Genomic DNA, 24,235 nt, shown 5'->3' with positions numbered 1-24,235 from the left:
ACTCAGAGGAGCCCGCTACGGTCGCGATGAGGTAAATTCCGCGTTGAGATATTCCACGTGTTACCCCAACTCTCATACCTGATGCAACGGCCTACTCGCAGGCCGTCTTTTGAGTAGCGCGAGTATTGCGCAATCGACTGCCGTCTAATATCTCGGCGCCAGTGATGGTTCACGCTCCGCTTTGGCGATCTTGAATCCGGAAGAAATCGAAAATAGCTGAACGCTGTTCGGCTACAGTGGTCACCTCGTCGGCGCGAGCAGGGGAGAATATATCGACGACTTCATCGCTTATGCTGCGCGAAGATCTATTGAATGTGTATACGAACCTTCCACCAGTCATTTGGGCCTGCATCCCGGAGTTCGTTACGTCTGGCCGCGCCCCTTGGCAGCACAGCAGTAGACCTTCCGACTCCAGATCCATCCGGGCTCTGAGTAGGCAGGCAAAAAGATTGTCGCCGGAGTATTCTCTGCTCGGTCCTTCTGCCCTCGTCACGGTGATCCGATATGGGGGCGTGCTACTTGGCTCGATGTATACCGGTTCTGATGCGTTATTCTCTGCCACTGCTGTCAGCGAGATGCGTTCGCTCACGATGGGCCTCCGTAGTGAGGGTTGGGGGTCCACTTTCTGTTTTTATCCCAGGCGCCGACGATTGATGATGATTCGATTTTTCTCGGGAACGCAATTTCGCGTTCATGTGAGAGCGGGTTGTCTGGGATTCTCTTGTTGACGTTAATGCCGTCTTCGGCGTCCCGTATGAGGTATACGTGGCCGTCAGTGGTTTTCAGTCGAGAGAATGCGTGATTGGAGGATTCGGTTGTTGCTACGTACCCGGAGGGGGGTGTGTAGTCGCCGGAAATGCCGTAAACATGCTCTTCGAGACTCATGTTATCGCCCCTGGGCTCAAAACCGTCTCTGAATACCTCGTCCGGTCGACGCGTATCGGCCCGGAATCGGTCACAGGGCGTGAGGCCGAATGGGTCGGCCCAGGCATGAGGGTTGGGTACGTAGCCGACGGGGTTGGGGGCAGGCCAGAGGCCGAGAGGGTCGGGGCTGAGGTAGCGGCCGGTGGTGGGGTCATAGGTGCGGAAGTAGTTGTAGTGAAGCTGGGTCTCTGGGTCGAAGTATTGGCCCGGGAAGCGGAGAGGGGTGTAGGCGGTGGCGTTGCGGGGCCAGGTGGTGGTGCCCCAGAGGGTGGTGCGGGACTGCCAGGCGACGTCGCCGGTGGGGGAGACCAGTTCGGTGGGGGTGCCGATGAGGTCGGTGATGATGGTGAAGAAGCGTTCGTCGATGGTGGGTTGAGGGGCGTCGGACAGGACGCTGGTTTTGCGTTCGGTCTGGGTGAGGGGGGTTAGGCCCTGGTGGTCCCAGGTGAGGGTTATGGAGTCGGGGGCGGAGGGGGTGTGGGTGGTTTGTTCGGTGAGGGTGGGGCCGTCCCAGGTGAAGTGGGTGGATTCGAGGACGGTGGTGGCGTCGGGGGAGAGGCGTTGTTTGGTGGTGCGGCGGCCAAGGGGGTCGTAGAGGTAGCGCCAGAGGGTGCCGTCGGGGGTGGTGACGGAGGTGAGGTGGTCCTCCGTGTTCCAGGTGTAGCGCCAGGTGTCGGGTTTGCGGGAGAGGCGGGTCTTTTGGCGGAGGGTGGCTCGGCCGAGGGGATCGTGTTCGTAGCGGATGGAGCCGGCGGTGGTGATGAGGGTGCCGGTGTACGACCGATCCCCGCGGGCGGATGAATGGGGGTGTGTGGCGGGCCAGTTGGCGTGAGTTTGGTTGCCTGCCTCGTCGTACGCGTAGGACTCGGACCAATTGGCGGCGTGGACGGCGGTGACGCGGCCGGCGCGGTCCAGGTCGAAGGTGCGGCGGCCGGTGAGGGAGTCGTCGACGGAGGTCAGGTTGCCGTCGGGGCGGTAGGTGTAGGAGCGGTGCTGGAGGGGTTCGCGGTCGGATGACGCGAGGGACTGGGACAGGAGGCGGCCCGTGGGGTCCCAGGTGTGGGTGAGGGCGAGGGCGGCGTCCACGGTGCGGGTCAGTTCCTGGCCCGCGGCGTCATGGGTGAAGTCGAGGGTGTGGCCCGAGACCGTCATGGCGGAGCGGTTGCCGGCCGCGTCGTAGGTGTAGGTCGTGACGGCGCCGGTGGGGGTCCTGCGGGAGACGCGGCGGCCGAGGCTGTCGTAAGTGAAGCTCAGCGTACGGCCGTTGACGGATTCGGTCAGGACGCGGCCGACGGCGTCGCGGGTGTAGGTGAGGGTGGCGTCCGGGCCGGTGGCGGAGGCCAGGGCGCCCGTGGGGGTGTGGGTGTAGGTGGTGCGGCGCCCGGCGGCGTCCTTCGTGACGATGCGGCCGAGGGGATCGCGGGTGTAGGTCGTGACCTCGCCCAGGGCGTTGGTGCGGGAGGTGAGTTGGCCTGCCGGGTCGTGCGTGTACGTCAGCGGACGGTCGTCGAAGTCCGTCTCGGAGAGCAGGCGGCCGACCGGGTCGTACGCGTAATCCCACGTCAGGCCCTGGGGGTTGGTGACCTGGGTGAGGCGGAGTTCGGTGTCGTGGGTGAAGGTGTGGCGGACGCCGTCGGGGTCGGTGCGGGCGGCGAGGAGGTCGAAGTGGGTGTATTCGAAGGTGGTGGTCCGGCCGACGGCGTCGGTGTGGGAGGTGCAGTTTCCCTCGCCGTCGTACGTCCACTCCTCGATGCCGCCGTTGGGGTCGAGGCGGGCGGACAGCCGGCCCTCGACGGTCCAGAAGAGGTGGGTGGCGGCGCCCAGCGGATCCGTGACGGTGATGATCCGCCCGAAGGCGTCCCGGGTGTACGCCGTCACGGCGCCCAGCGGGTCGGTGACGGAGAGCGGGAGCCCCGCCTCGTTGCAGCGGAGGTGCGTGACTCCGCCCAGCGCGTCCGTCACGGAGGTGGGGTGGCCCCGGTGGTCGTATGTGTAGGCCGTCACCGCGCCGAGCGGATCGGTGGTGGAGGTGAGGTTGCCGAGGCCGGAGTAGGTGTGGCGCCAGGTGGCTCCGGAGGGGTCGGTGACCGTCACCGGCATGCCCAGGTCGTTCCGGGTGATCGTGGTGCGTGAGCCGTCGGGCCGGGTGACGGAGGTCAGGTGACCGTCCTCGGAGTACGTGTAGCGGTTCGTACGGCCCAGCGGGTCGGTGGTGGACAGGACCCGGTCGTAACGGTCGTACGTGGTGCGGGTGGTGGCACCCGTGGCGTCGGTCTCGGCGACGACCTGGAGGGCGTCGTCGACGAGGTATTGGGTGGTGTGGCCGAGGGAGTCGGTGCGCAGGGTGGTGCGCAGTCCCGTCTCCGGATCGCGCGGGAGGTAGGAGTAGTGGTTGCGGAGGTGGCCTTCCGCCCCGCCCTGGGACGTACACCGGTCCAGCTCGTCGTAGACGTACGCGTAGTGGCTGTCGTTGGTGTCGGTCCAGGAGGTGATACGGCCCAGGGGGTCGTACCCGAAGGTGGTGGGGCGGCCGGAGGAGTTGGTGACGGTGGTCAGGTTTCCGGCGCTGTCGTACCCGTACGTGAGCAGGAGCTGGTCCTCGCCGTCGGGGGTGGCGGCGGCCAGGTGCAGGGCGGTGATGCGGCGGTCCGCGGTGGTGAGCTTGAGCTGGTAGCCCGCGCTGTGCGTGATGGCCGCCGGGGCGCCGGTCTCGTCGTCGTAGTCGAAGGTGATGCGGTGGCCGTGCCGGTCGGAGATCTCGTCGAGGAGGGCGAGGTCCTCGTCGACGGTGGAGAAGTACCAGCGCTTGCCGGTGGCGGCGTCGGTGAGGAGGTAGTCGCCGCCGGGGAGCAGCTCCAGCGAGCGCCGTGACCCTTCGGCGGGGAGGGTGGGGACGCCGACCGCGGGGTGCGGGAAGGCGAGCAGCGAGCCCTCTTCGGTGACGAGGACGACGCCCTCGGCGTCGATCTCCAGCCGCTGGTCGGCGGTGCTGGCCCAGGTCGGGCCGAACCAGCCGCCCGCGCGGTAGGAGGACTCGAAGGTACGGGCGAAGGCGAGCGGCAGGCTGCCGGGCAGGGTGACGTCGGTCTGCGGGAGCGCCATCCGGCCGGTGGCCATGTCGATCGGGTCGCCGCCGAAGATCTTGCACTTCATGTCGCGGGCGAAGTTGCGGATGCCGTTGCCGCCCTTGCCGAGGGAGCCGCGGGCGGCGCCCTTGGCGCCCGCCCGCATACCGGCCCGGCCCGCCCCCTTGGCGGCGCCCTTGGCGAGGCCGCCCGCGCCCTTGCCGCCGAAGAGATTGCCGATCGCGGCGCCGAAGGCATCGGCCGGGTCGTTGCCCCAGCCCTCGCCGAGGATGGCTTTGGGGATCTGCTGCGGGTTGGCGGCCATGTTCGTCAGGCCGGCGAGCATGGTGGCCTGGTTGTTCACGAACTGCCAGGGGTGGCTGATGTTGTACGGGTCCAGAGGGTTGAGCGTGCGGGCGAACTTCACGGTTTCGGCACCGGCCCTGACCAGACCACCCGCCACATGCCCCAGCTGGATGCTGGCCGACGCGGAGGTCTGTATGAAGTCCAGGGTCATGAACTGCGTGAAGGTCGGCTTGTCCGGCGCGTGGGCCAGGGCTTTCTTGATGGCCCCCTGGGCCCGTTCGGCGGCTTCGTTGCGCTGGCGCCTGGCGTCCTTGAGGAGTTCCTCGGCCTCCTTGCGGCCCTTGTCGCCGGGGTCGGTGAACTTTCCCGGCTCCTGCGGCTTCTTGCCCGGCTCGTCACCGCGCTCCACGGCCGCGTTGTAGGTCTTGGCGGCGGAGTTGTACGCGTCGACCTTGGCGTTGTGCGCGTCCAGGGCCTTCTTGCTGGCGGCCTCGGCGGCCTTGTACTTCTCCAGTGCCGTACGGGCCTTGCGCTGGGCCCAGCCCACCGTGTCGGCGTAGGAGTCCAGCGCCTTGTACGCCTGCTCGCAGGCGTCCGCGGCGTGCATCCAGGTCTTGGGGTGGGCCTGGAACTTCTTGTGGAAGCTGTCGGCGGCCTTGCCCTTCCAGCCTCCGTTGTCCAGCTTGCGCATGCCCTGCGCCACGCTGTCGAAGGCGGCGTGGAAGTCCTTGAGGTGGCGGGCCGTCTCGTTGAGCGCCTCGGTGTCGCCGTGGACCAGCTGCTTGGGGTCGTCAGTCTCGCCCAGCTGTCGTTCGTCGACCTGGGCGCCCAGCCCGTCGGCCATGTCTTCACCGGCGGAGCGGACCGTTTTGGCCGCGCCGTCGGCACCGACCGCCTCCAGCCCGTCGGCCACCTTGTCGGCCCCGAACTCGATGGCCTCGCCCGCCCCGCGCTTGAAGCCGTCGACGCCCGCTTCGAGCGCTTCCCCGGCCTTGTTGATGAATCCGCCGAGGCCCATCAGCCCTTACCCCCGTCGTGCTGGGCGTTGTCCGTCGTCCCTGTGTCCGGCTTGCGCTCGGGAAGGTCCGCGCCGTAGCGGTTCAGTACTTCTCTGCCGTTCTCGTAAATGCTGTTGCCCGTCGCGTTCCACGCCTGGCGGGTGCGCTCGAAGGCCTCTCGCGACTCGGTGGAATTCGGGTTCCAGTCCAGGTCCCGGAACTGGGTGAAGGGGTTGTCCGAGCCGATCTGGCCCCAGGTCCTCTCCTTGATCTGGTCCGAGGTGAGGGTCGGGTCGCCCATGGCCGCATTGACGCCGATCTTCAGCAGGCCCGATGCGTACTGTTCCTGTTCGTGATACATGCCCGCGGACAGATCCAGGCGGCGGGCGATTTCGTTGGCTTCCAGGACGAGTTGGCGTACGGCGAAGTCCCAGCGTTCGCAGAACGAGGCGAAAGTCGACGTCAGTCCGGCGTGGCCGGTCTCCATTCCGGTCAGTTCGATGTCCGAAAATCCCTTGCCCACCTGGGCGTTGGCATCGATGCCGAGTTCTTTGAGCTCGGAGATCGTGGCGTTGATGCCCTTGGTGATCTGCTGGAGCGCTGCCGGGTCCAGCTCGTAGCCGTCGCCCGCGCTCATGCCGGGCCTCCCTGGCCGTCCTGTCCGGCAGGTGTGGCGGCGATGTCGATCGCTGCCGAGTCGGGGACGATTCCGGAGACCGGCGGGAAGGCCATGCCGCGTTCGCTGCCCGCGTCCAGGGCCACCCCCGCGGGGACCTGGAGGGCGGGAACGACCACGTCCAGGAGCCGGGCGCCGCGCACGGAGGCGTACTGCCAGTCGTCGACGCTGTCGGTGCTCACCATGTTCTGGGTGGCGGCGAAGCGGGCGAGGGCGTCCTCGTCGGAAAAGGCGTAGATCCAGCGGATTCCGCCCAACTCGGCGGTCAGCAAACCGTCGTTGATCAACGGCACCAATACCGGGGTGCGGCGGAATTCGCCGACGGCGGCATGTGGGTTGCCGTTCCCCTCGTACAGGTCGGCTATTTGATCATTCAATGGCATGAAGAGGCTCCCCCGGCCCTCTGGGTGCGTTTAGTTCGCTTCCGTCTCCGTGGTCACATTGCCACACGCTACTGACAGTGCCTTTGGTTCCTCGTATCGAGAAAACCGGCTGGCCTGTTCTTTTTGGAATTGGCGAGTTGAGGGCTTGTGGAGGGGGAATGGCGACGGCCGTGGGCGGGCCCCTGAGGTGGGGTCCGGCCACGGCCGGGGTGGGTGTTTGGGGAAGCGCCTTTAGGTCAGCGGTCCTTGAGGATTCCGTTGGTGCGGGCCTCGGTGAGCCATTCCGGGAATTCGACCATGAGCTGTTGGTAGAGCTCGGCGTTGGAGAGGGCGCGGGGGTCGCGGCCGGCGTGGAAGAAGCCGGCGTTGTCGATGACGCGCTTCTCGGGTACGGCGAGATCGTCGAGCTTGCGGAGGAAGTCGAAGCCCTTGGCGTCCGGGTCGCCGAAGCCGACGAACTGCCAGAAGATGGGCAGCTTCGCGGCCTCGCACAGGGCCTTTTCGGCGGCGGGCTTGGAAGTGGGGGCGCCGTCGGTCTGGAAGATGACGAAGGCGGGGGCGGTCGAGCCGGACTTCTTGGAGTGCTGCTTGTAGTGCTTGACGACCGCCTCGATGGCCCAGTGGTAGTTCGTACGGCCCATGTGGCCCAGGCCCGCGTGCAACTCCTCGATGCGGCCCTGGTAGTTGGCCAGGTCCAGGTCCGCGGTGCCGTCGATGTCGGTGGAGAAGAAGACGACCGGGACGGTGCCGTCGTCGTCGAGGTTGGCGGAGAGGCCGAGGGCCTGCTCGGCCAGGTGCTGGACGGTGCCGTCCTTGTAGTAGTTGCGCATCGAGCCGGAGCGGTCCAGGACGAGGTACACGGCGGCGCGCTGCGTACCCAGCCCGTGCTTTTCGAGCGAGACCCGCGCGGCCTTGTAGAGGCTGACCAGCCCCGGCGCCTGCTCCTCGACCTTGGCGAGGCTGACGGGGGCCGCCGGGGAGGGGGAGGGGGTTGCGGTGTCCGCGGCGACCGCGAGTCCGGCCTCCGCCTCGGCCTTCGGCGCGTCGGCGGCAGCAGGCTCGGGGGCGGACTTCGGCTCGGCCTCGGGTGCCGTCTCCAGTACGGGCTGGGCAGGCGCCTCCGGTGCGGGCTCGGCAGTTGTTTCCGGTACGGAGGCGGCCGGGGTGTCCAGGACGGGCTCGACCGCCGTCTCCGGGGCGGACGTCTCCGGTGTCTCCCGGACGGGATCGACCGCCGTCTCCGGTGCGGCGTCGGTGGCCGTCGCGGGTGCGGGAGTGGCGGCAGTCTCCGGTGCGGCGCTGGTGGTTGTCGCGGGCGCGGGCTCGGTGGCTGCTTCCGGTGCAGAGGCGGCCGGGGTGTCCAGGTCGGGTTCCGCCGAAGGCGTCCGGGCGGGCTCCGTCGAGGTCTTCAGGGTGGGCTGCGCCGACGTTTCCGCGGTGGGCTTCTCCGGCGTCTCGAGGACGGGTTCGGCCGGCGTGTCCGGCGTGTCCGGGGTGGGTTCGGCCAGTGCCTTCGGGGTGGGGTCCGCCGGCGTCTCCTGGACGGGATCGGTCAGCGTCTCAGGGGCGGGCTCCACCGGCGTCGCCGTTCCGGCCTCCGCGGCCGGTGCCGCAGACGGCTCGCTGTCCGCCGCGGGGGCCGGGTCAGGGGAGTGGTCCTGTGCCGGGGCAGGAGCGCGGTCCGGTGCCGGGGCCGAGGTACGTGCCTGCGCCGGGGCCGGGTTGTCGAAGGCCTGGCTTACGAGGTCGGAGGCGGAGGCGGTGGGTGTGGGCTCGGAGGTGGGGGTGGGCTCCGTGGTGGGGGTGGGGAGCGTGGGGGTGCGCGGGGCCGCGGAGTCGCGGGTGTCCGGGCGGGGGCGGTCGGCCGGGGTGCCCTGGGCCGGGAGGGAGGGCTCCGTGGTGGACGGGCCGGAGGAGCCGGAGGAAGACGTGGACTGGCCGGAGGAGCCGGAGGAAGCGGCGGACGGGCCGGACGAGGCGGAGTCGGGGGACCAACCGGACGCGGCGGGTCGGTCCGAGGAGTTCGGCCGTTCGGATGAGCTGGGCCAGTGCGAGGACGTGGATCGGTCCGAGGAGTTCGGCCGCTCGGATGAGCTGGGCCAGTCCGAGGACGCGGGTCGGTCCGACGAGCGCGTCCGCTCGGATGAGCTGGGCCAGTCCGACGACGTGGATCGGTCGGAGTCCGGGATGAGGGAGTCCGGGGCCGTCGGGGCGGTGCGGGCCGACGGGAGGTCGGGCGAGCCCGACGAGCGGTCCGTTGGGGAGGTCGAGCGTTCCGTTGCCGGACCCGGGGTGCGCGCCGTGGAGGGCGCGGATTCCTCGCGGGCCTCCGGGATGGTCGCCGCTTCCGGGGCGTCGGCGGCGTTCGGTGCCGCGCTCCGTTCCTCGCGGGCCGCCTTCGAGCGACCGAAAGCGTTGCGCAGCAGACTCCGAATGCCCATCGGCGAACCTCTCTTGCGTGGTGTGCGTGCGACGTATGTCCCGGTCGCGGGGACATGTCCCTGACCAGGGCGGACACGTAAGCGTAGCCGTCCGGAAGGGCCCTTTCGTGGGATCTGGCGCGGCGTGCGGCGGCCATGTAGGGGCGTGTGGGAGGGGGCGGGACGGCCCCACGTACGGGATGGGGTACGGAGGGGGTGCGCGGGTCGGCCGGGGTGCGGTCCCCGGCCCCGGCCCGCGTCCCAGGTCGGGCGCCCTGCCCGGGTGATGGGCCGAATTACGTATGGAGTGCCCGGACGGGCGGCCAGTCGGGCGGTTGGGACGGCCGCGTCGGCCCCCGGCGGCGGGGAAACCGGCGGGCGGCTGCCTAGCCTTCGGCAGCGGAGTCAGGCCGACAACCACCCCGCCCGCAGCAGTCGCAGCACTGCCCCAATAGCACCGTCCGAGCAGCACCGCCCGAGCAGCGCTGCCCCAGTAGCACCGCCCGAGCAGCGCTGCTCCAGTAGTACTGCCAAGCAGCACTGCCCCAGCAGCCTCGCCCCCGCCCGAAGCACCCCCGCCCGAAGCGCCCCCGCCCGAAGCGCCCCCACCCGAAGCGCCCCCCGCCCTGCCCGATCCACCGCCCCCCGAACCACCCCCAGTTCCCCCGCAGCAGCCCAGTGGAGGTATGTCCCATGCTGACCACGAACAGCAGCCCCGAGGGGCCCGGACCCCACCTGCCCTCGGTATCCCCCACATCCCCCGCATCCCCCACATCCCCCGCATCCCCCACGCCGCGCACGCCCCCGCGCCGCCCACACCCGCTGCGCCGCTACGTCATCACCGCCCTCGCCACCGCCCTCCTCATCTCCGGCGGTTCGGTATGGGCGATGAACCGGCCCGACGCCGACATCGGCGCCGCGGGTGTGCGCGGCGGTGACTCCGTGCCCGGGGCCGGGCGGCCCACCTCGCCCGGCGGCCGCAGCGGCGACGGCAACGGCAACGGCGGCGGCAACGGCACCAATCTCCTGATCGTCGGCATCGACCGCCGCTCCGACATGACGCGCAAGCAGATCAACCGGCTGCACGTCGGCGGCAGGGGCTGCGACTGCACCGACGTGATGATGCTGGTCCACCTCTCCCAGGACCTCCGGCGGGCCAGCGTCGTCTCCCTGCCGCGCGACTCCTACGTGCGGTACGCGCCGCACGACGACCACGCCGAGCGCAACACCACCCACTGGGGGAAGATCAACGGCGCCTTCGCGCACGGCGGCGGCGAGCTGGCCGTACGGACCGTGGAGCAGGCCACCGGGCTGCGCATCGACCACTATCTGGAGACCGGCTTCAACGGCTTCGCCCGCGCGGTCGACAAGATCGGCGGAGCGAAGGTGTGCTCGGACAAGCTGCTCTACGACAAGAACGCCGGGCTGCGCCTGCAACCCGGCACCCACCGCATCAACGGTTCCAAGGCACTGCGCTACTCCCGCGCCCGCCACCTCAACCCGCCCGGCGACCTCGGCCGGGTCCGCCGCCAGCAGCGCGTGCTGCTGAGCATCCTGGAGCGGATGCGCGAGCAGCGCGTCTTCCAGGACCCGGCGGCCATGGCGCGCACGGTCAAGGCGGTCAAGCGGTACGTACGCACCGACCCGCGCACCGACGCCGCCGCGCTCGTCCGGCTCGGGCTGTCGCTGGGCCAACTGACGCCCGACCGCATGGAGTTCATGACCGTACCCATCGATGAGTTCGACCACCGGGTGCCCAACTGGGGCTCCACACTGCTGTGGCACAAGGCGCGCGCGAAGGCGCTGTTCGCGGCGCTGCGCGAGGACCGCCCGCTGCTGACGGACGCGCGCATCGGGCCCAAGGGCCGGGTGCCGGTGGACATGCGGCCGCAGGCGCTGCAGGTACGGGTGGACGACGTGGACGTGGCGGAGGCGCTGCGCCGCGGTGGGTTCGACGCGCTGGACGTGGAGAGGTTCGCGGCGCGCGGCGCCGGCGCCCCGGCGGCACAGACGGTGATCACGTACGACCCGAACTGGGAGCGGTACGTGGCCACGCTCGCCGCCGCGCTGCCCGGCGCCAAGCTGTCCCCGGTGTCCGGTCACGGCCAGATCTTCCAGGTGGCGGTGGCCGACCGGGGGCAGCGGGTGCAGCGGGTGGCGTACGACCGCTCCAGCGTGGAGGGCGCACCGGTCAGCGGCGACAAGCTCCTGTGCCCGTAAGGGCGAGCGGCGACCGTGCGCGCACACCGGCAATCTCCCGTCCCCGTAAGGGCACTTGTGCCGCAAGGGCGGTACGGGCACTCGCGCCGCAAGGACAGTAAAGGCACGTGTGTCCGCACGGCCCCATCGCCCCGCCCCACCCGGTGACCATAGGCCCGGACCGTCAGTTGTCCCTCCTGGCGTATGCCCCTTCGGTGTACGCACCTCCTGGCGTACGGAGCCGAGAGAACCCGCGGACGGTTGACGGGAGTTGTGGGCCGCATGGGATTGACCAGCCAGTCGCTCGAATACACGGTGGGGGCGCTCGCGCTCGCCTGTGTCGTTCTCACGGTGTGGCTGTGGCCACGGCTGTCGCGGGGCGGGCTGGTCGCCGTACTGGGCAGACTCGCCACGGTCGTGGTCACCCAGGTGACGATCATGAGCACGATCCTGCTCGCGGTGAACTCCAGCTTCGAGTTCTTCGGGAGCTGGGACGAGCTGCTGGGCAACAACGACGAGGCGCCGGTCTCGGTCAGCCAGGGCGGGCCGTACGCCGCTTTTGGGGACATGAAGGGCGGCGGGCTGCCCGGCGGGCTGGTGCAGCCGGCCGGGCCGCAGGGCCTGGACCGGGTGACCGGGCTGCCGCAGGGCGCGCCCGACAAGGTCGGCCGGGTGGAGTCGGTGAAGATCCTCGGGCGGCGCAGCCGGGCGGTCAACCCCGGCTTCGTGTATCTGCCGCCGCAGTACTTCCAGCAGCAGTACCAGCGCCAGCGCTTTCCCGTCATGGTCGTCATCAGCGGCTATCCGGGCGGCATCATGAATCTGGCGCAGCATCTGCAGATCCCGCAGAAAGCGGGGAAGCTGATCGCCAAAGGGGAGATGCAGCCGACCGTGCTGGTGATGGTGCGGCCCACGATCGCGCCGCCGCGGGACACCGAGTGCGTGGATGTGCCCGGCGGGCCGCAGGCCGAGACGTTCTTCACCAAGGACATGCCGGACGCGCTGCACTCCGCCTACCGCATCGGCTACGACCCCAGCGCCTGGGGCGTGTTCGGCTACTCCTCCGGCGGCACCTGCGCGCTGCAGCTGGCCATGCGCAACCCGAAGGTCTACACCTCGGCGGTGGCGCTGTCGCCCGTCTTCGCCATCAAGAACGACCCCACCACCGGCAATCTCTTCGGCGACGGGCCGCAGGCGGCGCAGCGCGAGCGCGAGCACGATCTGTTCTGGCGGCTGAAGCATCTGCCCGTACCGCAGATCTCCGCGCTGGTGGCCAGCAGCCGCAAGGGGGAGCGGGACTACGGCGAGACCGTACGGTTCCTGAAGGCGGTCCGGCCGCCGATGACGGTCGGTTCGATCATCAACCCCAGAGGTGCCCATATGTTCAGCACCTGGCGGCCGGAGATCATCCCGGCGCTGAAGTGGCAGAGCCGGCAGCTGACCTTTCCGCAGGACGTGGAGCCGAAGCCGCAGCCGAGCGCCGCCACTCGCTGAGCGCTCCGCTGGATGTGCAGTGTGTCGTCCGCGGGCACGCCGTGGCCGGTCGCGCAGTTCCCCGCGCCCCTTCAGGGCACGGCCGCACCGTACCGGCCTTCGGCAAGGCCGCTCAGCCCGGTGACCCGCTCCCGGTGACCCGCCCCCGACAGCCCGCACCCGATCGGCCGCACCCAACGAGGCACCCCGCCCCGTGGCGCGATGGACTCGACAGGTGACCGCGCCCGCGCCCCCGGACGACTGTCTGGCCCGCAACGACTGGATCTGCGGCGAATATCTGAGCACCCGCCGCCAGATCCTCCTCGACGCGGTCCTCCAGCACCTCCAACTGACCGTGATCTCCGTGCTGCTGGGCCTGGCGATCGCGCTCCCGCTGGCGCTGCTGGCCCGGCGCAGGCGCTGGACGGTCGGCCCGGTGCTGGGGATCACCACCGTGCTCTACACGATCCCCTCGCTGGCGATGTTCTCGCTGCTGCTGCCGCTGTACGGGCTCTCGGCCACCCTGGTCGTCGTCGGCCTGGCCCTGTACTCCCTGACCCTGCTGGTCCGTAACATCCTGGCGGGCCTGGAGGGCGTGCCCAGGGAGGCCACGGAGGCGGCCCGCGGGATGGGGTACGGGCCGCTGCGGCAGCTGCTGGCCGTGGAGCTGCCGCTGGCGCTGCCCGCCGCGATGGCGGGGCTGCGCATCGCCACCGTCTCGGCCGTCGCCCTGACCACGGTCGGCGCGATCGTCGGCTACGGCGGGCTGGGCAATCTCATCTACTCCGGGATGAACTCCTTCTTCAAGGCGCAGGTGCTCACCGCCTCCGTCCTGTGCGTGCTCATCGCCATCGCCTTCGACCTGCTCCTGCTGGGCGCCGAGCGGTTGCTCACCCCGTGGCGGAGGGCGCGCGCATGAACACCCTCGCCGAGGTCTGGTCCTGGCTGACCACCGCCGCCAACTGGTCGGGGGAGAACGGCGTGTGGCACCGTCTGGGCGAGCACCTGATGCTGACCGTGGTGTGCCTGGTGATCAGCGCGCTGATCGCGCTGCCCGTCGCGCTGACCCTGGGCCACCTCGGCCGCGGCGGCGCGCTGGCCGTCAACCTCGCCAACGTCGGCCGCGCCATTCCCACCTTCGCCGTCCTGGTCCTGCTGCTGCTCACCCCGATCGGGAAGTACGGGGAGTGGCCGACCGTCATCGCGCTGGTGCTGTTCGCCGTTCCGCCGCTGCTGACCAACGCCTATGTCGGGATGCGGGAGGTGGACCGGGACGTGGTGCAGGCCGCGCGCGGCATGGGGATGACCGGGCTCCAGCTGGTGCTGCGGGTGGAGATCCCGCTCGCCTTCCCGCTGATCCTGACCGGCATCCGGATCGCGGCCGTCCAGCTGGTGGCGACCGCGACGCTGGCGGCGCTGGTGGGCGGCGGCGGGCTCGGCCGGATCATCACCGCGGGCTTCAACCTGGCCAGCACCCCGCAGGTGGTCGCGGGCGCGGTGATCGTGGCCGCCTTCGCCCTCCTGGTCGAGGCCGCCTTCGAGGCCTCGCAGAAGCTCGCCCCCGCCTGGGCGCGGCGCAGGATGCGGGGCGGGGACGGATGAGGGCGCGCACGTACGCGATCGCCGTACTCCTGGTCCTGACGGCCTGCACCGGCGGGCCCTCCCTGGAGAACCGCGGCGAGGTCACCGGTCCGCCCGGCGACAGCAAGAACCTGTCCATCGGCTCGGCCGGCTTCACCGAGAGCGAGCTGCTGGCGCACATGTACGCGGCGCTGCTGGACCGCGCGGGCTACGGCACCAAGATCCTGACCGTGGGCAACCGCGAGCTGTACGAACCGGCCCTGGAGAGCGGCCAGATCGACGTCGTACCGGAGTACGCGGCCACCTTCGCCGACTGGCTCAACGCCAAGAAGAACGGCCCCGGCGCACCGCCGGTCGCCTCGCCCGACCTGGACGCCACCATGGCGGCGCTGCGCAGGCTCGCGGCCCCGCGCGGCCTGAGCGTGCTGCCCCCGGGCAAGGCGGTGGACCAGAACGCCTTCGCGGTGGCCGAGTCCTACGCCGCGAAGCACGGCCTGAAGACCCTCAGCGACCTGGGCCGCGCCAAGCTCCCCGTACGGCTGGCGGCGGGCGACGAGTGCGTCCAACGGCCGTTCTGCAAGCCGGGGTTGGAGAAGACGTACGGGATCGACATCACGGCCGTCGACCCCAAGGGCGTGGGCACCACTCCGGCCAAGCAGTCCGTGCAGAGCGGGCAGAACCAGATGGTGCTGACCACCAGCACCGACGCCACCCTCGGCGCCTTCGGCCTGGTCGTGCTCGCCGACGACCGGCACCTGCAGAACGCGGACTACGTCGTGCCGGTGGTCAACCGCTCACGGGCGGGCAGCGAGCAGGTCGCCGCCGCGCTCGGCCGCCTCAACTCCGTACTGACCACCCAGGACCTGGCCGAACTCAACCTCCAGGTGGACAGCTGGCGCCGGCTCGCCTCGGACGTGGCCCGCAACTACCTGAAGTCCAAGGGCCTGCTCTGAGACTTGAAGTCCAAGGGCCTGCTCCGAGAGGGGCTACTCCGTGGGGACGGAGTCCACCTCGGCCATCGCGCGCGGCACGCCCTGCGTATCGGCGTCGACGGTGCGCCGCAGCGCCTCGTGCAGCGTGGTCGGGGTCAGTACGCCCAGGAAGCGGGCCCCGTCGACCACCGCGATCCAGCCCGCGTCGTGCTTGAGCATCTCGCTGAAGGCCTGTTTGAGGGTCCCGGTCACCGGCACCCACGCCTCCATACGGCGCGCGTGGTCGGCGACCGTGCCGCCGGCCGCGGCCATCTCCTGTGTGCCGACCCAGCCGTGCAGTTCGCCCTCGTCGTCCAGGACGACCGCCCAGCGCGCGCCCTCGCTCCGCAGCCGCGCGGCCGCGTGCGCGCTGTCCTCGCCGAGCCGGGCGAACGGCGGGCGCTCCAGGTCGGCGCGGTCGATGGGGGTGACCGAGAGCTGCTTGAGCGCCCGGTCGGTGCCGACGAACTCGGCGACGTAGGGGGAGGCGGGCGCGCCCAGGACGCTGGTGGGGGTGTCGTACTGCTCGATGCGGCCGTGCCCGTAGACGGCGATGCGGTCGCCGAGCCGGATGGCTTCCTCGATGTCGTGGGTGACCAGCAGCACCGTCTTGTGCATCGTCGCCTGGAGCCGCAGGAACTCCTTTTGGAGGTGGTCGCGCACGACGGGGTCGACGGCGCCGAAGGGCTCGTCCATGAGCAGCACGGGCGGGTCGGCGGCCAGGGCGCGGGCCACGCCCACGCGCTGGCGCTGGCCGCCGGAGAGCTGGTCGGGGTAGCGGCTGCCGTAGACGGCGGGGTCCAGGCCGACCAGGTCCAGGAGTTCGGCGGCGCGCTCGCGGGCCTTGCTCTTCTTCCAGCCGGTGAGGAAGGGGACGGTGGCGGTGTTGTCGAGGATGGTGCGGTGCGGGAAGAGGCCGGTCTGCTGGATGACGTAGCCGATACGGCGGCGCAGCCGCACCGGGTCCACGGAGGCGATGTCCTCGCCCTCGACGTGGATGGCGCCCTCGGTGGGGTCGATGAGCCGGTTGACCATCTTCATGGTGGTGGTCTTGCCGCAGCCGGACGGCCCGACCAGCGTCACCAGCTCGCCCTCGGCGACGTCGAAGGAGAGGTCGTCGACGGCGGTGGTCCCGTCCGGGTACCGCTTGGTGACGTGCTCGAAGCGGATCATTGATCCATTGAAACGCGGCCCGCTGTGGCCTGCGCTCTATGCGGGCAAGCGGGTGGGGAAGGCGATCCGCACGGTCAGTCCGCCGCCCGGGTTGGCCTCGGCGGTGGCGGCGGCGCCGTGGGCGCGGGCGATGGAGGCGACGATGGACAGGCCCAGGCCCGCCCCCTCGCCGGGGCCGGCCCGCCGCTCCTCCAGGCGCCGGAAGGGCTCGAAGAGGTAGGGGACGGACTGCGGCGGGACGACGGGGCCGGTGTTGGTGACCTCCAGGGTGCGGTCGTACACGCGCAGGGTGATCCGGCCGTTGTCGTGGTTGTGGCGTACGGCGTTGCCGACGAGATTGCGTACGAGGTGGGCCAGCAGCACCGGGTCGCCGTCCACGGTCAGCGCACAGGTGTCGGCGGCCACGGTCAGGCCGCGCTGCCAGGCCTCCTCGGCGTACTCGGCGGCCACCGACTCGGCCAGGTTGCCCAGCGCCACCGGCTCGCGGTGCTCCAGGCCCTGGTCGGAGACGGAGAGCAGCAGCAGGCCCTCGATCAGGTGCTGGCTGTCGTCGGCGACCTCGATGAGCTTGCGGCGGATGCGCTCGACGTTGTCCGGGTCCTTGTCGGCCAGGCCGATCTCGGCGGCGGCCCGCTGCACGGCCAGGGGGGTGCGCAGTTCGTGGGCGGCGTTGGCGGCGAACCGCTGCTGGGCGGAGACCAGGTGCTCGATGCGGTCCAGCATCCCGTCGAAGGTGTCGGCGAGCTGCTTGAGCTCGCCGGGCGGGCCGCTCAGCGCGATCCGCTCGTGCAGGTTGGCGGCGGACAGGCGGCGCGCGGTACGGGTGATCACGGAGACCGGGCGCAGTACGCGTCCCGACATCCACCAGGCCAGCGCGACGGAGACGACGGCGAAGACGGCCAGCGCGATCAGGGAGACGGTCAGCAGCCGGCTCAGGGCGGCCTCCTCGGCGGCGCCGGTGATGACGCGGGTGGCCTGCAGGAAGCGGATGTCGGGCACGCCGGGCGAGGCGGTGCCCGTGGGCGCGGGGGAGGCGGGCAGGGCGGAGGGGAGCGGGCTGGGGTAGGCGCTGCCCAGGGCCGGGGCGTACGGGCCGTGGGTGGCGGACCGGGAGGTGACGGCGGTGCTGATGGAGGAGTACAGGCCCTCGCGCACCAGCAGGTAGACCAGGGTGATGAGCAGGGCGCCGGAGAGCACCAGCAGCCCGCCGTACAGCGTGGTCAGCCGGGCCCGCTCGCCGCGCGGCAGGCGCAGCGCCGGGGCGCGCCTCACGCCGTCCCGCCGATGCGGTAGCCGGAGCCCGGCACGGTCTCGATGACCGCGGGATCGCCGAGCTTGGTGCGCAGCTTGCTGAGGGTGACGCGTACGGCGTTGGTGCGGTAGCTGGTGTGCTCCTCCCAGACCTGCTCGATCAGGTCCTCGCCGCTGACCACCGCGCCCTGCGCCCGCATCAGCACCTCCAGGACCGCGAACTCCTTGCGGGACAGCGGCAGATGGCGGCCCTCGCGGGAGGCCTGGCGGCGGGCGGTGTCCACCGTGATGCCCGCCCGCTCGATGACCGGGGGCAGCGCGGGGCGGGCGCGCCGTCCCAGGGCCAGCACCCGGGCCAGCAGTTCCTCGTACGCGAACGGCTTGGTGAGGTAGTCGTCGGCGCCGAGCCCCAGACCCTGGACCCGGTCGTGTACGGTGCCCGACGCGGTGAGCATCAACACCCGGGTCAGCAGGCCCTGTTGGACGACATGGCGGCAGATGTCGTCGCCGTGCACGCCGGGCAGATCGCGGTCCAGTACGAGGACGTCGTACTCGCCGAATTCCATCTTGCGAAGCGCCGCGCGGCCGTCGTGCGCGATATCGGCCGCGATCGCGTCACGGCGCAGCCCTTCGGCGATCATTTCCGCCAGGAATTCCTCGTCCTCCACGATCAGCACGCGCATGACGTCATGTGTACCCGAGCCCCACCTTTCGTCGGTGTAAACACTTCCGCTTAGAGAAGCGAAACACGGGCCGGTGCCAGCCTTCGGATCCTGCATTCCGGATCGTCTACGGAGGACATGTCATGGCACAGCGCAAGGTCTCGCTGGCGGTGTGGTCGCTGGTCACAGGGGTGGCGATGCTCGCCACGGCCTGTTCGGGCGCCGGGGGAGGGGCGAAGGACGGCGGTGGCTCGGACGCGGCGAACGGCAAGGGCAAGCAGGCGGACGCCGCGTACAAACAGCGGCAGTGCATGCGCGATCACGGGATCGATGTGCAGGAGCCGAAGCCGGGGCAGGACCCGCGCGGCATTGCCATCGGCGGCAAGAACACCTCCCAGGAGAAGATGGAGAAGGCGCTCAAGGAGTGCGGAAATGACGGCAAGGGCGGTAAGCGGGAGATATCGCAGGCCGACAAGGACAAGGCGCTGAAGTTCGCGCAGTGCATGCGCAAGAACGGCTTCGACATGCCCGACCCGAAGTTCGACGGCGGGATGCAGAAGGCCCTCCAGGTGCCCGAGGGGCCCCAGAAGGAGAAGTTCGACAAGGCCAACAAGGCGTGCGGTGGCGACCATGCCGGATGAGAACCGGTCCCCGGCGCCGGACGAGACCCGGCCCACGGCCCCCGATGAGACGCGGCTGCCGGTGCCTGATGAGACCCGGACCCGGGCCCGTCCCCGGCGCAAGGGTAGAAAGTACGCGGTGGCCGCGCTGGTCGTCGCGGTCGTGCTGGCCGGCGGCGGGGCCGCGGTCAGCGCCGTCACGGGCAAGGACACCTCCGGCCAGGAGCACCGCACCGACGGGCTGCCGCCGGACACCGACAGCGTGGAGCGCCAGGACCTGAGCAACAGCACCCAGGTCGACGGCACACTCGGCTACGCCCGCGAACGGAAGGTCAACGGCGGCTCCTCCGGCACCCTGACCTGGCTCCCGGACACCGGCGCCACCATCGGCCGGGACGAGGCGCTCTATGAGCTGGACGGGACCAAGGTCCGTCTGATGTTCGGCGCCAAGCCGATGTACCGCACCCTCAAGCAGGGCGACAAGGGCGATGACGTACGGCAGTTGAAGGAGAACCTCATCGCTCTCGGGTACGGAACGGGTCTCGCGGCCGACGGCGAGTTCACCTCCGGCACCGCCGACGCCGTCAAGCGCTGGCAGAAGGCGCACGGCCTCAAGCAGACCGGACAGGTCGGCCCGGACCGGATCGCGTTCGCGCCGGGCGCGGTGCGGGTGAAGAAGAAGGAGGCGGCCACCGGGGACCAGGCGGGCGCCGGACGCCCGGTGCTGACCGTCACCGGCTCCGACCGCGAGGTGCAGATCAAGCTGGACGTCTCCCAGGGCGACCTCGCCAAGCCCGGCACCGAGGTGCAGGTCAACCTGCCCGGCGGCACCACCGCCAAGGGCCGGATCTCCTCGGTCGACAAGAACGTCACCGAGGAGGGCTCCGACCCGCAGAACAAGACCCCGAAGATCACCGCCCGGGTGACGTTCTTTGACCCCGGCCGGGCCAAGGGCTTCGACCAGGCCCCGGTCACCGTCGACCTCGTCGGCGAGACGCGCAAGGGCGTACTGACCGTCCCCGTCTCCGCACTGCTGGCGCTGCCCGGCGGCGGCTTCGGCGTCCAGGTCGTGGAGGACACCGCCACCGGCAAGAAGGTGCGCGAAGTGCCCGTGAAACTGGGCATGTTCGGGCAGGGCCGGGTCGAGGTCAGCGGCGGCGGCCTGAAGGAAGGCATGAAGGTCGGGGTGCCCAAGAAATGAGCACCGTAGTGGAGCTGCGGCAGGTCACCAAGGAGTACCCGGGCGGCGTCACGGCGCTGCGCGGCGTGGACCTGCGCGTCGAGCGCGAGGAACTCCTGGCCATCGTCGGGCCCTCGGGGTCGGGCAAGTCGACCCTGCTGCACATCGTCGGCACCCTGGACCGGCCCAGCGCCGGATCGGTCACCATCGCGGGACACGACGTGGCCGCGCTCGGCGACCGCAGGCTCTCCGCGCTGCGCGCCCAGCACATCGGCTTCGTCTTCCAGTCCTTCCACCTGGTCGCCGGGGTCAGCGCCCAGGACAACGTGGCCGAGGGGCTGCTGTATTCGGGGCACTCCCGGGCCGAGCGCCGGCGGCGGGCCGCCCAGGCGCTGGAGCGGGTCGGGCTGGCGGACCGGATGACCCACCGCCCGCACGAGCTGTCCGGCGGCCAGAAGCAGCGGGTGGCCATCGCCCGCGCGGTGGTCGGCGAGCCCGACCTGCTGCTGGCCGACGAGCCCACCGGCGCGCTGGACTCCGCCTCCGGCGAGGCGGTCATGGCGCTGCTGCACGACCTGAACAAGGAGGGCGCCACCATCGCCGTGATCACCCACGACAGCGAGATCGCCGCACAGCTGCCACGGCAGGTGCGCATCCGGGACGGGCAGGTGGTCGCTGATGCGGTGACGGGCGGGGGCGTACGGGACCGGGGCGGCGCGGGCGGACCGGTCCCCGGCAGCGCGGACGTACGGGCCGGGGAGGGCCTGCGATGAGGCGCGCCGGCGGGCGGCTGACCCCCGCCAGGCTGCGCCCCCGCGACGTCTTCCACGTCGGCTCGGCGGGCCTGCGCACCCGCCCGATGCGGGTCGTGCTCTCCGCGCTCGGCATCGCCATCGGCATCGCCACGATGATCGCCGTGGTCGGCATCTCCGCCTCCAGCAAGGCCCAACTCATGCAGCAGCTGGACAAGTTGGGCACCAACATGCTGGTGGCCTCGCCCGGCCAGGGCCTGTTCGGCGAGAAGGTGAAGCTGCCGAAGGACGCGCCGGGCATGGTGGGCCGCATCGACGGCGTACAGAAGGTCGGTGCCACCGGCGACCTGGAGCAGTCCGTACGGCGCAGCGAGAAGATCCCCAAGGACGAGACCGGCGGCATCTCCGTGAAGGCCGCCACCGAAGGCCTGCTGGAGACCCTGCGCGGCAAGATGGCCTCCGGCAGCTGGCTCAACGCGGCCAACTCCCGCTATCCATCGGTGGTCCTGGGCAGCGTCGCCGCCGAACGCCTGGGGATCTCCGCGCCCGGACAGCAGGTCTACATCGGCGGCCGCTACTTCACCGTCATCGGCATCCTCGGCCCGCTGCCGCTGGCCCCCGAGATCGAGCGCTCCGCGCTGGTCGGCTGGGACGGCGCGGGTGAGCTGCTGGGCTTCGACGGACACCCCACCTCCGTCTACGAGCGCTCCACGGACGCGGCCGTGGGCTCCGTACGCGACAAGCTGGACCGCACCATCGACCCCGAGAACCCGCGCAACGTCCAGGTCACCGACCCCTCCTCGGCCCTGCAGGCCAAGGCCGCCACCGAGGGCGCCTTCACCAACCTGCTGCTGGGGCTGGGCGGGGTGGCGCTGCTGGTCGGCGGTGTCGGCGTGGCCAACACCATGATCATCTCGGTCCTGGAGCGCCGCCACGAGATCGGCCTGCGCCGCTCCATGGGCGCGACCCGGGGCCAGGTCCGCCTCCAGTTCGTCACGGAGTCCCTGCTCCTGTCCGGCCTCGGCGGCCTCGCGGGCATCGTGCTCGGCTCGGCGGCCACCTATGTCTTCGCCACCACCGGAGGCATGCCCTGGGTCGTCCCCCTCTGGGCGGTGACCGGCGGCTTCGCGGCCACCCTGGTCATCGGCACGGTCGCGGGCCTCTACCCGGCCGTACGCGCCGCCCGCCTGTCCCCGACACTGGCGCTTCAGGCGGTGTAGGCGGTGTAGGAGGTGTAAACGGGGTAGGCGGGGTTGGGCAGGGCGTGTGGGGCGCCTCGCACGCCCCGTCCTCGCGCATGACCGGCATACGGGCAATACCCGGAAACGGATGAACCCGCCAGGAAGGCGCCCCCAACACCCTTACAAACAAAGCGACGTGACCCGCTATCCGTCCCTCAGATCCGCCAGCCGCCCCCGCGCCGGCCCCAGCGAGCGCCCCCGCCAGTCCGTCCCCGCCCACGGGTCCGCGGCCTTGAGCCGCTCCCCGATCGTCGCCATCGTCCACCGGTCGGCGCGCAGATCCGGGTCCTCCAGCTCCTCGCGGCCGATCGGTACGGCCACCGGGGCGCCCGCCTTGGCCCGTACGCAATACGGCGCGACCGCGGTCTGGGCGTAGCCGTTGCGCTGGATGTCCAGATAGACCCGTCCCGCCCGCTTGTCCTTGCGCACCTCGGTGGTCAGCCGGTCCGGGTGCCGCGCCGCCAGCAGCTCGGCGGCCTCGCGCGCGAAGTCCCGTACGGAGTCGAAGTCCGCGCGCCCGTTGAGCGGGACGACGACGTGCAGGCCCCGGGAGCCGGTGGTCATCAGGCGCGCCGGGAGCCGGAGTCCGTCCAGAAGCCCGCAGAACTGCCCGGCCGCCCACCGTACGTCCTCGAAGTCCGCCCCCCGCGCGGGGTCGAGGTCGAAGATGAGCAGGTCGGGGCGGTCGGGCCGGTCGGCGCGGGAGAGCCAGCGGTGCTGGGTGACGGAAGCCTGGTCCGCGAGATAGACCAGGGTCGCGGCGTCGTCGCACACCACATGGGTGACCTTGCCGCCCTCCTTGGCCTGTACGGAGCGGCGCACCCAGTCGGGGAAGTACTCGGGGGCGTTCTTCTGCATCAGCGGGCGGCCGCCGATGCCGTCGGGGCAGCGCTCCATCATCAGCGGACGGCCGCGCAGATGCGGCAGCGCGCGGGGCGCCACCGCCGCGTAGTGCCGGGCCAGGTCCCACTTGGTCCACCCGGACGCGCCCGCGCCCGCGCCCCCGCCGTCGTCGGGGATGAGCACCTTGTCGGGGCGGCTGACCGCGACCTTCCGCCGCCCCGCCGTGATCTCCCGCGTGCCGCCGCTGCCGTCTTTGCCGCTGCTGCCGTCCTTGCTGCCGCTGCTGCCGCTCATATCGGGGACGGGTAACCGCCATCGCCGCCCACCAAACGCCGCTCGCCGTACGCGCCCCGCCCCCTCCTGCGACCGCCCGGCACCGGTTCGGCGGCGGGCCGTACGAGTTGCTTCCGTGGCAGAGCCCCAGGTCCTGCCGCCCGCCGCCCCGCCCGCGTGCTTACGATCCCCCCTGCTTCGGGTGCGCCCTCGTCGGCAGGGCGGGCCGATCTGGGGCGAAGCCCCGCTCTGGGCCAAAGGGCCGGAAGGGAAGGACGCCATGCGAGCCGTAGCGATTTCCGGGTTCGGCGAGGAGCCGCAGCTCATGGACCTGCCGCAGCCGGAACCCGGCCCCGGCGAGGTGCTGGTGCGGCTGTCGGCCGCCGGGCTCAACCCCGTGGACTGGCGCATCGCCGACGGCATGCTCAAGGACGCCGTGCCGCACTCCTTCCCCCTGGTCCTGGGGTCGGACGGGGCGGGCGAGGTGGTGGCGCTCGGCGCGGGCGTACGGCGCTTCACCATCGGCGACCCGGTCTTCGGGCAGTTCCAGCGGCCCGCGGCGGGCGGTGGCTCCTACGCGGACTTCGCGGTGGCCGACCAGATGTCGGTGGCCGGCGCGCCGCGCAGCGTCACCTACGCCACGTCAGCGGCCGTCCCCACCGCCGGGATGACCGCGTACAACCTGGTCGAGGAGACCCGCACGGGCGAGGGCAAGCGGGTGCTGATCGTCGGCGCGACGGGCGGCGTGGGCACCTTCGCCACCCAGCTCGCGGCGGGCCGCGGCGCGGAGGTGATCGCCACCGCCCGCTCCAGCCAGGACGAGCTGATGCGTACGCTCGGCGCCGCCTCGACCGTCGACCACACCAGGGGCTCGGTCGCCGAACAGGTCCTGGCGGCGCACCCGGAGGGCGTGGACATCCTGATCGACCTGGTCGGCGACCCGGTCGCGTTCGGCGAGATGACCCGGGTCGTACGGGCCGAGGGCACGGCCGTCTCCACCACCGGCTCCGCCGACCCCGACATGCTCACCGAACACGGCCTGCGCGGCTTCAACTTCCACAACCGCCCCTCCCCGCAACTCCTCACCATCCTCGCCGGCCTCCTCGACGCCGGCCGCCTCATCCCCCTCATCGGCCAGGAGATCGCCCTGGAGGACGCCCCCGACGCCCTCACCCTGAGCCGCACGGGCCGCGCCCGCGGCAAAACGGTCATCGCTTTCTGACCCCGTCACGGGGCCGCCTCGC

General features: G+C 71.0%; 20 protein-coding genes. 11 read left to right on the top strand and 9 right to left on the bottom strand.

What is annotated here, in order from left to right:
- Positions 1-169 precede the first annotated feature (169 nt).
- From AC4IJH_RS07540 to AC4IJH_RS07520, 5 genes are all read right to left on the bottom strand, one after another.
- Positions 170-589: a hypothetical protein gene (locus AC4IJH_RS07540; protein WP_490850758.1), complete on the bottom strand. Its 420-nt coding sequence runs from the start codon at positions 587-589 to the stop codon at positions 170-172.
- Entirely contained in the window at positions 586-5,313 is a 4,728-nt protein-coding gene (locus AC4IJH_RS07535) for a putative T7SS-secreted protein (RefSeq protein ID WP_490850757.1), read from the bottom strand. The genes AC4IJH_RS07540 and AC4IJH_RS07535 overlap by 4 nt, the downstream gene beginning before the upstream one ends.
- The gene (locus AC4IJH_RS07530) at positions 5,313-5,930 is read right to left on the bottom strand and encodes a hypothetical protein (RefSeq protein WP_490850756.1); all 618 of its coding nucleotides are present in this window, start codon (positions 5,928-5,930) and stop codon (positions 5,313-5,315) included. Before AC4IJH_RS07530 ends, AC4IJH_RS07535 begins: the two co-directional genes overlap by 1 nt.
- Complete coding sequence (locus AC4IJH_RS07525) at positions 5,927-6,352, bottom strand: SseB family protein (protein ID WP_490850755.1); 426 nt, start codon at positions 6,350-6,352, stop codon at positions 5,927-5,929. Before AC4IJH_RS07525 ends, AC4IJH_RS07530 begins: the two co-directional genes overlap by 4 nt.
- Positions 6,353-6,588: 236 nt before the next feature.
- Entirely contained in the window at positions 6,589-7,929 is a 1,341-nt protein-coding gene (locus tag AC4IJH_RS07520; protein WP_490850754.1) for a vWA domain-containing protein, read from the bottom strand.
- A 319-nt stretch (positions 7,930-8,248) separates the two neighbouring features.
- On the opposite strand from AC4IJH_RS07520, the gene AC4IJH_RS07515 reads away from it, so the two are divergent.
- From AC4IJH_RS07515 to AC4IJH_RS07490, 6 genes are all read left to right on the top strand, one after another.
- The gene (locus tag AC4IJH_RS07515; RefSeq protein WP_490850753.1) at positions 8,249-8,857 is read left to right on the top strand and encodes a hypothetical protein; all 609 of its coding nucleotides are present in this window, start codon (positions 8,249-8,251) and stop codon (positions 8,855-8,857) included.
- 608 nt (positions 8,858-9,465) lie between these two features.
- Positions 9,466-10,992, top strand: coding sequence for an LCP family protein (locus tag AC4IJH_RS07510; RefSeq protein ID WP_490850752.1), 1,527 nt, complete (start codon positions 9,466-9,468; stop codon positions 10,990-10,992).
- Positions 10,993-11,253: 261 nt separating this feature from the next.
- Positions 11,254-12,465, top strand: coding sequence for an alpha/beta hydrolase (locus AC4IJH_RS07505; protein ID WP_490850751.1), 1,212 nt, complete (start codon positions 11,254-11,256; stop codon positions 12,463-12,465).
- A gap of 214 nt (positions 12,466-12,679) precedes the next feature.
- On the top strand, positions 12,680-13,363 hold the full coding sequence (locus AC4IJH_RS07500; protein WP_490850750.1) for an ABC transporter permease: 684 nt from the start codon (positions 12,680-12,682) through the stop codon (positions 13,361-13,363).
- Positions 13,360-14,046 carry an ABC transporter permease gene (locus AC4IJH_RS07495; RefSeq protein ID WP_490850749.1) on the top strand — a complete coding sequence of 229 codons (687 nt, stop codon included), beginning with the start codon at positions 13,360-13,362 and terminating at the stop codon, positions 14,044-14,046. Before AC4IJH_RS07500 ends, AC4IJH_RS07495 begins: the two co-directional genes overlap by 4 nt.
- Positions 14,043-14,978, top strand: coding sequence for an ABC transporter substrate-binding protein (locus AC4IJH_RS07490; protein WP_490850748.1), 936 nt, complete (start codon positions 14,043-14,045; stop codon positions 14,976-14,978). Before AC4IJH_RS07495 ends, AC4IJH_RS07490 begins: the two co-directional genes overlap by 4 nt.
- Before the next feature lie 33 nt (positions 14,979-15,011).
- On the opposite strand, the gene AC4IJH_RS07485 is transcribed toward AC4IJH_RS07490, so the two are convergent.
- From AC4IJH_RS07485 to AC4IJH_RS07475, 3 genes are read right to left on the bottom strand one after another with little or no spacing between them, the layout of a single operon-like run.
- A complete protein-coding gene (locus AC4IJH_RS07485; RefSeq protein WP_490850747.1) occupies positions 15,012-16,169 on the bottom strand; it encodes an ABC transporter ATP-binding protein in 1,158 nt (385 codons plus the stop codon).
- A gap of 36 nt (positions 16,170-16,205) precedes the next feature.
- Positions 16,206-17,441, bottom strand: coding sequence for a sensor histidine kinase (locus AC4IJH_RS07480; protein WP_490850746.1), 1,236 nt, complete (start codon positions 17,439-17,441; stop codon positions 16,206-16,208).
- Positions 17,438-18,103, bottom strand: a complete 666-nt coding sequence (locus tag AC4IJH_RS07475) for a response regulator transcription factor (RefSeq protein ID WP_490850745.1) — start codon at positions 18,101-18,103, stop codon at positions 17,438-17,440. The genes AC4IJH_RS07480 and AC4IJH_RS07475 overlap by 4 nt, the downstream gene beginning before the upstream one ends.
- 122 nt (positions 18,104-18,225) lie before the next feature.
- On the opposite strand from AC4IJH_RS07475, the gene AC4IJH_RS07470 reads away from it, so the two are divergent.
- From AC4IJH_RS07470 to AC4IJH_RS07455, 4 genes are read left to right on the top strand one after another with little or no spacing between them, the layout of a single operon-like run.
- A complete protein-coding gene (locus AC4IJH_RS07470) occupies positions 18,226-18,723 on the top strand; it encodes a hypothetical protein (RefSeq protein WP_490850744.1) in 498 nt (165 codons plus the stop codon).
- Positions 18,713-19,903 carry an efflux RND transporter periplasmic adaptor subunit gene (locus AC4IJH_RS07465; protein WP_490850743.1) on the top strand — a complete coding sequence of 397 codons (1,191 nt, stop codon included), beginning with the start codon at positions 18,713-18,715 and terminating at the stop codon, positions 19,901-19,903. Before AC4IJH_RS07470 ends, AC4IJH_RS07465 begins: the two co-directional genes overlap by 11 nt.
- Positions 19,900-20,655, top strand: coding sequence for an ABC transporter ATP-binding protein (locus AC4IJH_RS07460; protein ID WP_490850742.1), 756 nt, complete (start codon positions 19,900-19,902; stop codon positions 20,653-20,655). The genes AC4IJH_RS07465 and AC4IJH_RS07460 overlap by 4 nt, the downstream gene beginning before the upstream one ends.
- Complete coding sequence (locus tag AC4IJH_RS07455) at positions 20,652-21,854, top strand: ABC transporter permease (protein WP_490850741.1); 1,203 nt, start codon at positions 20,652-20,654, stop codon at positions 21,852-21,854. Before AC4IJH_RS07460 ends, AC4IJH_RS07455 begins: the two co-directional genes overlap by 4 nt.
- Before the next feature lie 165 nt (positions 21,855-22,019).
- On the opposite strand, the gene ligD is transcribed toward AC4IJH_RS07455, so the two are convergent.
- Positions 22,020-23,012 carry a non-homologous end-joining DNA ligase gene (gene ligD, locus AC4IJH_RS07450; RefSeq protein ID WP_490850740.1) on the bottom strand — a complete coding sequence of 331 codons (993 nt, stop codon included), beginning with the start codon at positions 23,010-23,012 and terminating at the stop codon, positions 22,020-22,022.
- Between the two features lie 259 nt (positions 23,013-23,271).
- Between ligD and AC4IJH_RS07445 the strand changes: the two genes are divergently transcribed.
- The gene (locus tag AC4IJH_RS07445) at positions 23,272-24,213 is read left to right on the top strand and encodes an NADP-dependent oxidoreductase (protein WP_490850739.1); all 942 of its coding nucleotides are present in this window, start codon (positions 23,272-23,274) and stop codon (positions 24,211-24,213) included.
- The last annotated feature ends 22 nt before the right edge of the window (positions 24,214-24,235 follow it).

The organism is Streptomyces sp. UF-297, assembly GCF_058245575.1.
Note: the sequence above shows the minus strand (reverse complement) of the source record. Positions and strands in the feature narration are given on the sequence as shown.

Coding starts and splice junctions, on each gene's coding strand:
- AC4IJH_RS07475 (WP_490850745.1), bottom strand. CDS start 18,103: ATGCGCGTGCTGATCGTGGAGGACGAGGAATTCCTGGCGGAAATGATC.
- AC4IJH_RS07465 (WP_490850743.1), top strand. CDS start 18,713: ATGCCGGATGAGAACCGGTCCCCGGCGCCGGACGAGACCCGGCCCACG.
- ligD (WP_490850740.1), bottom strand. CDS start 23,012: ATGAGCGGCAGCAGCGGCAGCAAGGACGGCAGCAGCGGCAAAGACGGC.
- AC4IJH_RS07485 (WP_490850747.1), bottom strand. CDS start 16,169: ATGATCCGCTTCGAGCACGTCACCAAGCGGTACCCGGACGGGACCACC.
- AC4IJH_RS07510 (WP_490850752.1), top strand. CDS start 9,466: ATGCTGACCACGAACAGCAGCCCCGAGGGGCCCGGACCCCACCTGCCC.
- AC4IJH_RS07470 (WP_490850744.1), top strand. CDS start 18,226: ATGGCACAGCGCAAGGTCTCGCTGGCGGTGTGGTCGCTGGTCACAGGG.
- AC4IJH_RS07490 (WP_490850748.1), top strand. CDS start 14,043: ATGAGGGCGCGCACGTACGCGATCGCCGTACTCCTGGTCCTGACGGCC.
- AC4IJH_RS07530 (WP_490850756.1), bottom strand. CDS start 5,930: ATGAGCGCGGGCGACGGCTACGAGCTGGACCCGGCAGCGCTCCAGCAG.
- AC4IJH_RS07495 (WP_490850749.1), top strand. CDS start 13,360: ATGAACACCCTCGCCGAGGTCTGGTCCTGGCTGACCACCGCCGCCAAC.
- AC4IJH_RS07445 (WP_490850739.1), top strand. CDS start 23,272: ATGCGAGCCGTAGCGATTTCCGGGTTCGGCGAGGAGCCGCAGCTCATG.
- AC4IJH_RS07460 (WP_490850742.1), top strand. CDS start 19,900: ATGAGCACCGTAGTGGAGCTGCGGCAGGTCACCAAGGAGTACCCGGGC.
- AC4IJH_RS07455 (WP_490850741.1), top strand. CDS start 20,652: ATGAGGCGCGCCGGCGGGCGGCTGACCCCCGCCAGGCTGCGCCCCCGC.
- AC4IJH_RS07525 (WP_490850755.1), bottom strand. CDS start 6,352: ATGCCATTGAATGATCAAATAGCCGACCTGTACGAGGGGAACGGCAAC.
- AC4IJH_RS07535 (WP_490850757.1), bottom strand. CDS start 5,313: ATGGGCCTCGGCGGATTCATCAACAAGGCCGGGGAAGCGCTCGAAGCG.
- AC4IJH_RS07505 (WP_490850751.1), top strand. CDS start 11,254: ATGGGATTGACCAGCCAGTCGCTCGAATACACGGTGGGGGCGCTCGCG.